Genomic DNA, 12194 nt, shown 5'->3' on the forward strand with positions numbered 1-12194 from the left:
GCATTTACTTGGAGTATAAAAAATGGCCCCCATAATCAGTCACAACGCCAGTCAGCGTGATGCAATGCCGATCATGGCCAACCCCGGGGACTTCGATAAGCGATCCGGCAACCTGATTGAACGGCTTGTTTTCAATAACCGCGTCTTGTTGGTGACATTCTGCCTGACGCTGACAGTCGTGCTGGGATGGTTTGCGACACGGTTGCAAGTCACTGCCAGCTTCGAAGACATGATGCCGCAGTCGCAAGAATTTGTGCAGAACTACAAGGCGCATTCCGCCTCGCTAGGTGGGCTCGGCAACTCGGTGCGTATCGTGGTGACGAATACCAAGGGTGATATTTACGATCCAAAATACCTGGAAACCCTCAAGCAGATCAATGACAAGGTATACCTGATTCAGGGTGTGGACCGGGCGTTCATGAAGTCGCTGTGGATGCCGGTCGTGCGGTGGACCGATATTGTCGCGGAAGGGTATCAGGGCGGCCCGGTCATGCCGGATGGTTTTACCGGTTCCTCCGAAAATATCGACCTGATGCGTCGCAATGTGGCGCGCTCCGGCATCGTCGGCTCACTGGTGAGTACCGACCATCACTCCAGCATGCTGTTTGTCCCGCTGGTCGAAAAGGGCGCGGCAACCGGCAAGACCATCGATTACAAGGCATTCCGCGACCAGCTCGAATCGCTGCGCAGTTTTGAAAAGGATGGCGTGGAAATCCACATCATCGGCTTTGCCAAGCTGGTGGGCGACCTCATTCATGGCGTCGGCGAGGTACTGACCTATTTTCTGTACGCTGCCATCATTGCAGTGCTTATCATCCTTGCTTACACGCGCTGCTGGCGCAGCACACTGCTGGTCACCGGCTGCTCACTGGTTGCTGTGCTGTGGCAGATGGGCCTGATGCAGCTCCTCGGCTTTTCGCTCGACCCCTACTCGATCCTGGTGCCATTTCTGATTTTTGCCATCGGCGTATCCCATGGTGCGCAAAAGATGAATGGCATCATGCAGGATATCGGACGAGGAACACACAAATATGTGGCAGCGCGCTATACGTTTCGCCGCCTCTTTCTCGCCGGTCTGACGGCCTTGCTGGCCGATGCGGTCGGCTTCGCCGTGCTGGCGCTGATCGACATTCCCGTGATTCGCGGCTTGGCTTTCGCCGCCAGCATCGGTGTAGCCGTGCTGATTTTCACGAATCTGATCCTCATTCCGGTTTTGCTGTCCTTCAGCGGCGTCAGCAAGGGCGGCGCCGCTTACAGCATACGCAGCTTGCAGGGAGTTCACCCGTTCGTGAACTGGCTGAGCCGGTTTTCGGAAAGACGCCGTGCAGCTGGGGTTATTGCCGTTACCGTGGTATTGGGAGCGGCCGGCGCAGCGCTTAGCCTGCAGCTCAAGATTGGCGACCTGGATCCCGGCGCACCGGAATTATGGCCGAATTCGGTTTACAACCTGGACAATGCCTACATCACGAAACATTACCAGCTGTCGAGCGATCAATTTGCAGTCATTGTTTCGACCCCACCGGATGGATTGGTCAACTACGAGACCATGCTGGAAATGGACCGCCTCGAGCAAAGACTCCGAGATCTGCCCGGAGTGCAGACGACCACATCGGTTGCCAGCCTTGCACGGCGTTTTACGTCGGCCGGTTTCGAGGGCTCGCCGAAATGGGAGACCATTAACCGTGATCCTTTCGTGGTGCAAGATGCGATGAGCATCGTGAATAATTCCAGTCCTGAATTATTCAATGACGGTCGTTCCGTCGCGCCGATTATCGTGTATCTGACCGATCACAAAGCAACCACGCTGACACGCGTGGTGAAGACGGTCGAGGACTTTGCGCGGGAGCACAACACGGAAGACCGCAAGTTTCTTCTGGCCGCTGGCAATTCCGGCATCGAGGCTGCCACCAATATCGCGGTCGAGCGTGCCAATCGCACCATGCTTCTCTATGTCTATGCATCGGTCGTCCTGCTGTGCTTCATTACGTTTCGCAGCTGGAGGGCAGTCATCGTCGCGGTTGTGCCGCTGGTCGTCACATCGGTCCTGTGCGAAGCCTTGATGGTCTTGCTTGGCATCGGCATAAAAGTCGCGACCCTGCCGGTTGCTGCGCTCGGAGTAGGTATCGGCGTCGATTATTCACTCTACTTGCTGACCACGCACCTGGTGTTTCAGCGGCAAGGCGCATCGGTGCGAGACGCCTATATCAATGCTTTGACATCAACAGGAAAAGTGGTGGCGCTGATCGGCGTGACGCTCTCTGCTGCTGTCATTACATGGGCGGGATCACCGATCAAATTTCAGGCCGATATGGGTATTCTTCTGGCATTCATGTTTCTATTGAACATGGTGGGTGCACTCGTTCTTGTCCCTAGTCTCGCCGCTTTTCTCCTGCCGTCAAAAGGTGTGGTGGGAGCCGTGGAGAAAGATGCCTTTGCGATAGATACATCTCCCGATGAATTGCCCGGGCTGCTTCGGCGTGTGAAAATCTAGGTCATCCTTTTGCCAACGTTCATCGGGATCCATGGAGCTTAGGGAGGTCTTAGCATGAATCCGTTCATGATTTGGACATTTGAATCTGGCTAAATTTGGACATTTGAAAATGGCGCCTACAGAAAGATTTCGCATAATGTTTCTTATGTCAAATCCGGTGCTGATAGTGAAACAGGGCCAATTGGCCCCGTAATTTCGAAATACGCTACCCTATCCCGGCCCGCCTGACAATCCCATATCCACGGTAAGCATTCCCACGGATTCAGCATTGCCTCCGCCCGCCGTAAAGCGCACCATGCCTTACGATCTTTTCGGAGAAATCCCGGTCACTGAAGATGACGTTGCAGCATGGGTTGCCGCTGTCGCGCCTCGCTGGCTGTATCCTGAACGTTCGTTCCGGTCCTATGTGCGCAACTACGATGTGCCCGGCAAGATTCGCGCCGCGAAAGCATCCGGCACGTTTTTTCAGACCATAGAAAAGCCGCGTCATGCATGGCATGCGCGGCTGGCCCTTGATGCCGTGATTTAGCGCTTCTTGCGCTTGCGGAACTGGCCATTTTTCTTGCGCGGTGGTAGTCGTGTCATCTTGCATCCTTCCACAGTTTTTCGATGCGCTTTGCAGCGCGGTTTATCCGGTATGCCCCGGCAATGAATATGGCGAATCCTGCCGCACACATTGCGCCTTCAATGAAGTGCAGCCAGTTCATTTTTCACCCCTCGGCAGGATGAAATCGAGCTTCGTTTCCAGCCGCGTGAGCCTGCTTTCCGTTCTCATGAAATACCCGATCAATGCCAACAGGTTCGCGCCGCTGATGGCTAATTCGATTGTCATTTTCCGCCCGCCTTTCTGACGTAGAACAGCGTCCTATCGCCAAACAGGTAAAAGCCAATCGCCGCCGCGAAATTGTTCACCGTGTCTGATGGCATGCCCGCCACCTGCGTATATGACCAGACGCCCAACGCAACCGCCGCCACCATTGGCCGCTGAAGTCGAACGATAGCCTCTACCCATGGATAAGACGGATTCGCGCCGCCTGCATCGTTCATGGCCTTGAACATGTCCAGATCGACGCCACGCATTTTCAGCCAGTCGTCGATATTCGCCGGTTTGAAATCAGCTTGCCCGAGGAAGCGTGAAATCAACGATTTACCGAGTTCGACGCCGAGCGGTGCAATTGCCGCCAGAATGGTTATCGGGTCCATGTCATTCCTTTGGCATTCCCGCCGCTATCCACTTGATGAAATCTGCTGCTGGCATGTAGAACGATGCTCCCCATACATCACCCTCCCGTCGCGCCTTCGCTGCCTTTTCCGCGTCCGTCAACGGTATTCCTACGATGCTTCCCGCAGTCGTTACCGCTCCCGAGACTGCGCCATCGACGATGCTTACCGCTGCGCCGCCGATATCTTGCCCGATCCCCTTTGCTCCCCGCGTGGCGATCCACACCAGCAGCGCGACGCCTACCGCCGCGCCCGCGATGATCAATGTGCGTTGACCCTTCATCACACCGCCAGATTCGAATAATTCGCGCCGACCGTGACGCCGTTGTATGCGGCCTGATAGATCAGCCCGCCGTTTTTGTAGTAATCGCCGCCAGGTGAGATTGCCGTGCCGTCCGAGAAGTAGCGCCAGCCGTAACCGGATTGCCCCTGCAGCGCGTTATTCTGAATTTCCGTTGCGCCCGCTGGTATCTTTGCTGCCGACTTGCGCGACAGCAGCATGTAAGCCGCCGCCGCGACGCCGACGAAAATCATGATGTCTTTCATGTTCATGCGTAGGCCCCCATATCGCCGCCCGCGCTGGCATAGACTGCCCGCGCCTTGTCCCAAGTCATGACCGGCTGGCCGTAAGGCGATCCCGGCAGGCTTGCCCATTCCCGATTTATCTTCTTGATGGCCGTATCGAACCGTCCCGCCAGCACGTCATCGAGCGCACCACGCGCCGCGATGCGTCCGACTGCTGCCGCATCCTGCGACGCAGGCGAAAAGTCGGTAAGCCCCATCATCTTGCGCGTTTCGTCCCATGTCGAAGCCAGCATCTGATAGGCCCCTGCCGCCGTGCTGGTGTAGCCGCCCTTCGTGACACTCACGCGCGGATGATCCGCATACGACGAAAACAGTTGCCCTCCGAAGATGCGCCGATATCCCTGATCATCTGTCGTGCCTTCACCAGTGCGAATCACGCGCAAAATCGCTTGCACATTCGGATTTGTCAACACTGACATGTCGATCGATCGCATAGCCGAAATTTTCAAGAAGCCTCCCGTTGCCGAGTCCAAGAAGTTGGCCGCGCTGGCCGCCGCTGACTCGAATTCAATTCCCACATCACCGACAAAATCTTCGTTGCCGTTATCTGTCGCCGTGTCGCCTTGGCGCTTCGTCCATTCGTAGATAATCACGCCAAGCAGCAAACCATAAGCGCATAGCAGGACCTGTTCACGCCGCATCGTTAAACCGTCGCAGGCTCAGGCGGACGTGGCACGAACGCTCCGTTCGCGTACTCGCCGCCAATGTAGGCATTTGCCTCCCCGGTGCAGTCGATCACCACGTCATAATCAGGCGCGATCAGGTCCGCAAAGGCTTGGTCTGCCACGATGATGTTTTGCACGATGCCGCCTGCAATCAATGCGAAAATTTGTTCTGTTTTCATTCGTACCACTCCACGCGACAGTAACCAGAACCGCCAGACATGCCATTTGGCGCGCCCGCACCTGTATTAGAAGGTGCAGACTCAGCCGAGACTGCGCCATTTGCCGCCGCCACCGTGCTGCCGTTCGCGCCATGTCCGCCGAATCCTGATTTTCCGGTTCCGCCGATTTGTGGAACCGTTGAACTTTGCACCGCGCCGTATGCCCCGCCGCCACAGGCAAACACAACACCGTCGAATGATGTATTTCCCCCATTTGCCGCCGACGCGCCGCCCGCCCCGATTACGACCGCGCAACTCGCTTTTCCGTCAACGTCATAGTTGACCTCTACAACGTTTCCACCCTGCCCGAGATAGCTTGACGCGCCACCAGCGCCGCCGCCCACCAGAAACAGGGAAACGGTTTTCACGCCCGAAGGCACCGGAAACGTGCCAGATGAGCGGAATTCCTTCACCCTGAGATTCTTGCTGCCGCTACTTCCAATCAGACCCGCCATTTATCGAATCTCCTGAATCTTGATGTTTTGTCCCGCCGTGCCCGCGATGCCATACCATGCTGCCGGTGCTGCCTGATCTTCAATCCACGTCTGCCCTGCGCCGATCTTGATTGCACCGCCCGCAGTCGTTACACCGGCCCCGCCTATATACACGTCAACCGTTCCGGCATTTGTGAACCGCAGGCCCCGGCGCGCCGCGTCTGCCGCTACCAGCTCCGTCGCCGCCACGCCGACCGCGACCGCTGCCAGATCATTGACCACTGCCGCTTGCTTCACGGTCATTTCTGCCGCGCCGCTGATGTTGACCGCAATCGCCTGGAGTGCGCTTGTCACGTCCACATTGAAGTGGTCATAGCCGCCGTCACCATCAAGGACCATGATTTTCACGGTCTGTTCTGTGGCGCTTGCGATATCGATGCGGTCAAATCCCCCGATAGGCTTCAGGTAAAAGCCGGTATCCATCTGCACCGCGCTTGCTACCTCCTGCCCGCCCCTGAAGAACTTCACATCTACCGGCGAAGGACACGTCACCAGCCTGAAGTAATCACCCCCGGTCTGTAACTGCCATGTCCCGCCCGCCTGAATTTGTTGGATGAATTGCTGCATTATGCGAACGCTTTCATGGCTATCATTGCGACCGCTACCAAACCGGCGATCACCAAATACTTGCTATCTGCCGTCTGCTTTTCTGCCTGATATGCCGTCGCCGTGTTATAGGCGCGACCGATCATGTCCGCCGCCGACAGGCCCGCATCCGATGCGCGCTTTGCTGACGCATCATTGGACTGAAACGCCAGATCAACGACATGGCCGACCATGCCGAGCGATTCCGCCGCGCTGCTGGCAATCATTGACTGACCACGCGCCGCCAGATCGAGCGCATCCCGGTTCACGGTTGACGCGAAATTGAGCGAAGCCGAGTTCGCGCCTGAAACTGCCGTGATTGCGTCGCGCGTGGCGCTTGTCGTTGCCGCCAGCGCGTCACGGACTGTCGATGTGTTCGCCGCTAACGCATTGTTCGCCGTACTGTTTGCCAGCGATAGCGCCGCCATGAGTGATTGATTTGCACCGCTCACCGCACCGCTGCTGACCCCCATGGCCTGTGCTACGGCTTCATGATCGGTTGCGGTCGTATTGGTCGTGACGCTGAAAACATTGCCGTCTCCGGTAATGCCGTTTGACGCATTGTCCAGCGCGAGTTGCCGGTTGATCAGCGTTTCGTTGTTTGTGGTGCTGGAACTCGAATTTCCGCCGCCAAAAAGACCCATTTGCTACCCCTTGATGATCTTCAGGACCACCAGCAGGCCGATAATGCCAGAGGCAATGCCTACCCACTGACTCAGCCCATCGAGCGCCGCATTCTGCCTTGCGTCCGCGCTGCTGGAAATTGACCCGCTTCCGAAACTGACATTCCATCCGGTGTTTCCGAAACTGGATTCGAACTTGTTTCCGGTCGACCCTGATGTTGCAGTTGATCCCGCCGCCGCCCCGAGTGCCGACGCTGCCGCCATGTATGGATTTGCTGCTGATGCCGCGCCGAACAGCTTCGACATGACGGCAGAGCCGCCCGCCGATGCTGCCTGCTGACCGCTCGAAAACACGCCGTCCGCCCAATCGCTCATTACTTCACCAGCTTGTAGAGGATCACCCCGGCGAAGGCCATCACAGCCAGCATCACCACCGGGCTGCCGAGCATTGCGCCCGCTGCTTGGTTCGGCATGATCTGTGCCGGTTGACCCATCGGCAGGACGTTACCCATTCCGTCTACATAGTAGCTTTGCCCGTTTTGCAGTTGCGGGGAGGCGTACTTTTTTGTCGCCGCCGCCCGCACCACAAAATCAAGCGTGTTCTGCCACCATGACGTGCCGGTATCCGCGCTTACCGCGTTATCGTCCATGTCGCCCCCGTTACAGGTTGTTCAACAGATCGAGGTATTCAACCTGCACCGTAATCACATCGGCTGCGCTGACCGTCACATTCCATTCCATCGACTGCGCGTCTGCCGTCACCAGCATGCCCGACTGGTTGTTATCCACGATGAAATCCGCGACATACAAGCCCGCCTGAGGCGAACGCTTGTTTTCGGTCTGGAAGTACTCGTTGATCACCTTCTTGGTGTCGTGGATCACAAGACCGTTTTTCTTAACTTCCAGATCGGTCATGTTCGCGTGGAAGAAGCCGACACGCTTGATGATGCTGCCACCCTGCTTACCGTAAGGCAGTTGCACAGGGAATTTGCCCGCCGCACCGATGGTCACGTTGTAGCTCAACAGCTTGGCAATTACGCCAAGGTTTTTCGGGCCGGACAGGATGGACCAGCTTTCCAGTGTCGGAGCCGTCGCGCCTGTAATCGTGACTTCCAGCGTGAATGTTGATACGCCTTGCGCCGTGCCGATTGCGCCGAGACTTTGGCCGACTTCATCGCGTGCAAAGATTTCTGTGAAATCGAGCACCAGGTGATTTGCGTCCGTCGCCAGACCACGGAATTTGTTCAGCGCGTCCAGACGAGAGCCGGTCGTCTGCCAGACCACCTTGCCGTTGATCTTGGCCTTCAGATCGGTAATCATCGCCTTCGTGAAGGCAGTTCCGCCAAGTTCCAGAATGATGCGTTCATAGGTCATGCCGAGTGGCAGAGACAGCGACGCAACGCCGGTTTCAACAACGTTGAAGAACGGCAGATTTTTCAATACTTGCATGGTTCCTCCGCTTATGCGCCGAAGACGATTTTCTTGACCGGATCAATGCGCACGACCACCGCAACAGCGGCAATGGCGATCAGAGCGGTTTTCAGATATGCGTTCATGGTTTCCCTCAGAAAGAATTGGTAATGAGTCTGCGAACATCGGTGACGCGATAGACAACCGCCATCGTCGCCAGCACGATCAGTACGCATTTCACGTTTTGGTTCATGGCTTTGCGCCCCCTGTTTGAATCAGGCTTCACTTTCCCTCTGCGACGCCCAAAAAACAAACAGCCTGCGCATGTGCGCAGGCTGCTATTGATCACCCCCTCAGGAACCCCCTCTAAAACTTGATTTTTCCACGCTCCAAAGGCTGTCCCGGCTCGAAACGAATGTATTGCAGTGGCAACAGCCCATCCAGATCAGATTGCGGTATCCGTGTTTTCCGGCACAGGTACGCCACATCGTCCGCGCTTGCCGACATGAAGCACACGTACTCAGACGCGTTCCCAAATGCCGTTTTATCTGCCTCCGCCCATCGTTGCGAAATACAGTACATGGTGATGCCCCGCTTGAGCCCCCGCCTGATCAGGATTCCCCACCCGTCCGGCGCCTTGGCGGTCGTAGTCACGTCTGCAAGCTCCTCCGCAATGACCACCCCGCCACCATGAAACCGTCCCCAATGGAAGGCGCATTTGCAGAAAAATTCGAACTCGTCCTTCAGGTTCGACGCCGCGACATAGGCGATGCGCATTTGCCCCGGCTTGTCCGCCATCCTCGCCAGTTCCGCCCGCGTCGTCACGCGCTGATAGCCGCGTTCCTTGGACCATTGATCTTCAGGATCCCATGCGAAAATGCGCCGGTCAGATTTCGTCCGGCGCGACACATAGACCGTTTTCCCCGAACGCGACTTGCCGGAAATGATGACTATGCGGCCGTCATTGGTTTGCATTGGCCTTCGCCTCCTTTTCCTTGCGCGCCGCCTCCTCCGCTGCTGCCTTGCGCTCCGCGTTATCAGCCTTGATTGCCTTTGCCGTTTCAGCCGCCAGCGGCAGCGCCACGATAGCGAAATTGATTTCTGCCCCCCACTTTTCGAAGATGGCCCCGAGCGAGAGGTTGTATTTCGCCATCAATGGCCCGGTAACCTCCGCCAGCCGTTGCTGCTTTTCCGGTGTGTAAATTCGTGCCAGCGATGGATACAGAGGGGTGAACAGTGACAGGCCGAATTGAATCAAGTCCTTCGCCTCATCCTCCGGTTTCATTGGGACCGTCCCTGATACCCCCCCTGCCTGCGCCCCCTCGACTGGTTCCGCCGTCAGCACTTCCCCGGTAATTGCTGCGAATGATTCTTGTCGCGCCTGTGCCTCAGGATCGAGCGCAGCTGAGTTTTTTTGTTCTACTTGATCCATTCCCTACCCCTTATCCAAAAAACGTCCCTGCGCCTGTTTTCGCTTGCTTGTCACCTGTTTGACCAGGCGCTTTTTGTGCTGCCTGTTTTGCCGGTTCCGGCGCAGCAGGCGCAGCAGCCGGAACCGGCGCACGACGCGCCATTTCCTCCAGCCACTCCGCATGCTGCCCGGTTCCTACCCTTGCGTACGGCGCACGCCCGCACCAGTCGCACGAATAGGACAAAGTGCCCTTTTCGTTCTCGAACACCACCACCGGTGCATTGTGTTCATGCGACTCGCACCGCTGGCCCTCGCATGCCATGATTCCTTTTCTTGTCTTAGCCACGCATCACCCCCTTCAGGTCCTGCCAGTTGAGAAAATCCGCCAGCCTCAGCATGAAGCCTTTTACTTTGGACGGCAAAAACCTTCCATACGTACCCCACAGGTCAATCGCTGCCTGCTCCAATTCCTTCGATTCATCCATTCCGATCCTTGAATTTCGATTGAAGATGGCGCAAGTGATCCTCCTGCGCCCGCTGCTCTGCATTTTTCCTATGCTTCAGGTAATCCGACATCGGCCCGATGTCTGGTTTCAGCCTCATGCCGTCGCCGTTCCAGTCACCGTCCCGGTCAATCACCACATTTGCGGAGCAAATTTTTTGATTTTTCAGGATTTCCGCGTTGTCTTTCGACCGCTTTTCCAGTTCTCTCAACCATTCCCGCGTACAGTTATTTACACCAGTCCAAGGAGCGGCAACGACCTCCGCAGGCTGCACCCGCGACCACTGATAGCGCACCGATTCATAGACTGCGTTCGCGTTCGTGACGTGGTACACACCGCACGGCTTTTCCTCCTGATACGTGGCGTAGCGCCCCTCGATAACGGTATTCCTGCGCGCCAGTTGCACCCGGCCCCTGCGCCCGACTGTCGGCCCGCCGAGCGCCTTCATGAACTCCGCGTAATCCGCCTGCCTTGCTATCATCGGGTCATCGCTTTCGATCTTCTGGCATGCCATCCACGCCGCCCGTACGTCCGCATGAGCATTGCGCACCGTTTCCTCAGCCACGCGCCGCATTTCGCGCCACACGCCGACCGGCGCGCCTCCGATCTGCTGGAACTGTCGAATTCCCCACACCTGTGACCAGTACGTCACGCGCTCCGATGCCGTGATTTCCGCGTTCCCGAAAATATCGGTCTGGACTATGTATGTCCGGCCATCCTCGAATGCCTTGTGATCCCCGACGCCGTAGCCGTCAATGTTCTTCGAGACATACTTTGCGATGTAGCCCGCCGCCGTGCCCTTGCCAGCCTCAATGCGAACCAGCTTGACGCGGTTTTTCTGCGCCCCTTCTTCCGTGCCATCCTCGCGTAGTGCATGCGCCTTCACGATGTCTGACATAGCCGTTTCATGCTCTGGCGCGATGAACAGCAGCATGTGCCAATGTGGGCACCCATCGGAATGCGGTTCAGCAATGCGGAATCCGTACGGCTGAATGCCCTTGCGCTTCAGTGCTGCCCGAATCCGCGCCCAGACCTTGCAGAGATACGCTTGCGCGTCGCGTGGCGTGGCGCCGTTGTATTTCGCATTGGCCCCGCCGACCGAATGAAACTTTGATGGACAAGTGATTGTCCAGAACATGCCTACATGCTTCAGTGAATCCGCTATTTCCTCGAATCCGCGGATTCGCAGCATGAGTTCCCCGCGCCGGATAGCCTTGTTGGAGACGCCGAGTGCCGCCAGTTCAGCCAGGGTGAATTCGTCCTGCCCATTCGTCACGGTCGTGGATTCCAGCAGCTTTTGATTGGCCGCGTTATAGGCCCGCTGCCGCATCGCCGCTTCCCGGCTGACGTACGGATCAGCCTGCATCGATGTGAAGCCGAGCATGATTGACGTATGCTCGAAACGCCTGATGTGTTCCTTGCGCAGCTTGCGCAGCCACCAGCCCTTATCGACGGCCCGCGCGATGATTTCCTGTTCCGTCGCGCCTACTGGCCGCGAAATGCCCATACGCAGGCACAGCAGCGAAATGCCATCCACAATCAGGCTTGCCAGCTTGTAGCGCTCGCAGTACCCGTAGCACTCCCGCGCCGCCGCGTCCGCTGCCTGATGTAGCGCACCCTCCCCTGCATCCAATGGAACGCGCTGCACCTCGCTTTGCACGGCATGCACCACGCGCATCTTTTCCGCGTGTTTTGTGTAGCCTTCGCTGGCAAACATGCCCGCCAGCTTGATACCCCACCGACGCGGCAGGCCGGCAATGTAGGACTCGGCGAGCATCAACCAATCACTTGAAGATAACGGACAGGCATCCAATACCGATAGTCGCCGTCAGTCCGGCCAATATCAAATGCGTCAATGACCGTTACACAGTGAAATGGACTCCAACCGCGCACTACCATGCACTCCATCGGCGGACAATGCTTCTCCACGAAATGCACCATCACACGCTGACCCGGTTGCGGCTTCGCTCGCCGGAATTTCCGCCTCT

19 protein-coding genes are annotated in these 12194 nt (G+C 57.1%); 2 read left to right on the forward strand and 17 right to left on the reverse strand.

All coding sequences use genetic code 11. The features are described 5' to 3' along the window. The first annotated feature begins 22 nt into the window (after window positions 1-22). Both VJ698_RS15695 and VJ698_RS15700 read left to right on the forward strand, forming a co-directional pair. Complete coding sequence (locus VJ698_RS15695) at window positions 23-2491, forward strand: efflux RND transporter permease subunit (RefSeq protein ID WP_324103723.1); 2469 nt, start codon at window positions 23-25, stop codon at window positions 2489-2491. A gap of 295 nt (window positions 2492-2786) precedes the next feature. After that, complete coding sequence (locus tag VJ698_RS15700) at window positions 2787-3020, forward strand: hypothetical protein (protein ID WP_324103724.1); 234 nt, start codon at window positions 2787-2789, stop codon at window positions 3018-3020. Window positions 3021-3072: 52 nt separating this feature from the next. Here the strand turns inward: VJ698_RS15700 and VJ698_RS15705 are convergent, their stop codons facing one another. From VJ698_RS15705 to VJ698_RS15785, 17 genes are all read right to left on the reverse strand, one after another. Next, entirely contained in the window at window positions 3073-3198 is a 126-nt protein-coding gene (locus VJ698_RS15705) for a hypothetical protein (protein ID WP_324103725.1), read from the reverse strand. Then, a complete protein-coding gene (locus VJ698_RS15710) occupies window positions 3195-3323 on the reverse strand; it encodes a hypothetical protein (RefSeq protein ID WP_324103726.1) in 129 nt (42 codons plus the stop codon). The genes VJ698_RS15705 and VJ698_RS15710 overlap by 4 nt, the downstream gene beginning before the upstream one ends. Next, entirely contained in the window at window positions 3320-3694 is a 375-nt protein-coding gene (locus tag VJ698_RS15715) for a hypothetical protein (RefSeq protein WP_324103727.1), read from the reverse strand. The genes VJ698_RS15710 and VJ698_RS15715 overlap by 4 nt, the downstream gene beginning before the upstream one ends. A gap of 1 nt (window position 3695) precedes the next feature. Beyond that, window positions 3696-3995, reverse strand: a complete 300-nt coding sequence (locus VJ698_RS15720; protein WP_324103728.1) for a hypothetical protein — start codon at window positions 3993-3995, stop codon at window positions 3696-3698. Then, window positions 3995-4264 (reverse strand): hypothetical protein, encoded by a 270-nt coding sequence (locus VJ698_RS15725; protein ID WP_324103729.1) that lies wholly within the window; start codon window positions 4262-4264, stop codon window positions 3995-3997. Before VJ698_RS15725 ends, VJ698_RS15720 begins: the two co-directional genes overlap by 1 nt. Next, on the reverse strand, window positions 4261-4938 hold the full coding sequence (locus VJ698_RS15730) for a glycoside hydrolase family 104 protein (protein WP_324103730.1): 678 nt from the start codon (window positions 4936-4938) through the stop codon (window positions 4261-4263). The genes VJ698_RS15725 and VJ698_RS15730 overlap by 4 nt, the downstream gene beginning before the upstream one ends. Before the next feature lie 2 nt (window positions 4939-4940). Beyond that, window positions 4941-5141 carry a hypothetical protein gene (locus VJ698_RS15735; RefSeq protein WP_324103731.1) on the reverse strand — a complete coding sequence of 67 codons (201 nt, stop codon included), beginning with the start codon at window positions 5139-5141 and terminating at the stop codon, window positions 4941-4943. Then, a complete protein-coding gene (locus tag VJ698_RS15740; protein WP_324103732.1) occupies window positions 5138-5635 on the reverse strand; it encodes a hypothetical protein in 498 nt (165 codons plus the stop codon). Before VJ698_RS15740 ends, VJ698_RS15735 begins: the two co-directional genes overlap by 4 nt. After that, window positions 5636-6241, reverse strand: a complete 606-nt coding sequence (locus tag VJ698_RS15745; RefSeq protein WP_324103733.1) for a hypothetical protein — start codon at window positions 6239-6241, stop codon at window positions 5636-5638. Further along, entirely contained in the window at window positions 6241-6903 is a 663-nt protein-coding gene (locus VJ698_RS15750; protein WP_324103734.1) for a hypothetical protein, read from the reverse strand. Before VJ698_RS15750 ends, VJ698_RS15745 begins: the two co-directional genes overlap by 1 nt. 3 nt (window positions 6904-6906) lie before the next feature. Next, window positions 6907-7257, reverse strand: a complete 351-nt coding sequence (locus VJ698_RS15755; RefSeq protein WP_324103735.1) for a hypothetical protein — start codon at window positions 7255-7257, stop codon at window positions 6907-6909. Continuing rightward, a complete protein-coding gene (locus tag VJ698_RS15760; protein WP_324103736.1) occupies window positions 7257-7532 on the reverse strand; it encodes a hypothetical protein in 276 nt (91 codons plus the stop codon). Before VJ698_RS15760 ends, VJ698_RS15755 begins: the two co-directional genes overlap by 1 nt. A 10-nt stretch (window positions 7533-7542) precedes the next feature. Then, the gene (locus tag VJ698_RS15765; protein WP_324103737.1) at window positions 7543-8331 is read right to left on the reverse strand and encodes a major capsid protein P2; all 789 of its coding nucleotides are present in this window, start codon (window positions 8329-8331) and stop codon (window positions 7543-7545) included. 327 nt (window positions 8332-8658) lie between these two features. Continuing rightward, window positions 8659-9267, reverse strand: coding sequence for a hypothetical protein (locus VJ698_RS15770; protein ID WP_324103738.1), 609 nt, complete (start codon window positions 9265-9267; stop codon window positions 8659-8661). Beyond that, entirely contained in the window at window positions 9254-9724 is a 471-nt protein-coding gene (locus tag VJ698_RS15775) for a hypothetical protein (protein WP_324103739.1), read from the reverse strand. Before VJ698_RS15775 ends, VJ698_RS15770 begins: the two co-directional genes overlap by 14 nt. Before the next feature lie 317 nt (window positions 9725-10041). Continuing rightward, the gene (locus VJ698_RS15780; protein WP_324103740.1) at window positions 10042-10188 is read right to left on the reverse strand and encodes a hypothetical protein; all 147 of its coding nucleotides are present in this window, start codon (window positions 10186-10188) and stop codon (window positions 10042-10044) included. Then, window positions 10181-11983 carry a replication endonuclease gene (locus VJ698_RS15785; RefSeq protein WP_324103741.1) on the reverse strand — a complete coding sequence of 601 codons (1803 nt, stop codon included), beginning with the start codon at window positions 11981-11983 and terminating at the stop codon, window positions 10181-10183. The genes VJ698_RS15780 and VJ698_RS15785 overlap by 8 nt, the downstream gene beginning before the upstream one ends. Window positions 11984-12194 lie beyond the last annotated feature (211 nt).

The sequence above is a fragment of the Noviherbaspirillum sp. genome (assembly GCF_035254685.1).
In the GTDB taxonomy this organism is placed as follows: domain Bacteria; phylum Pseudomonadota; class Gammaproteobacteria; order Burkholderiales; family Burkholderiaceae_D; genus Noviherbaspirillum.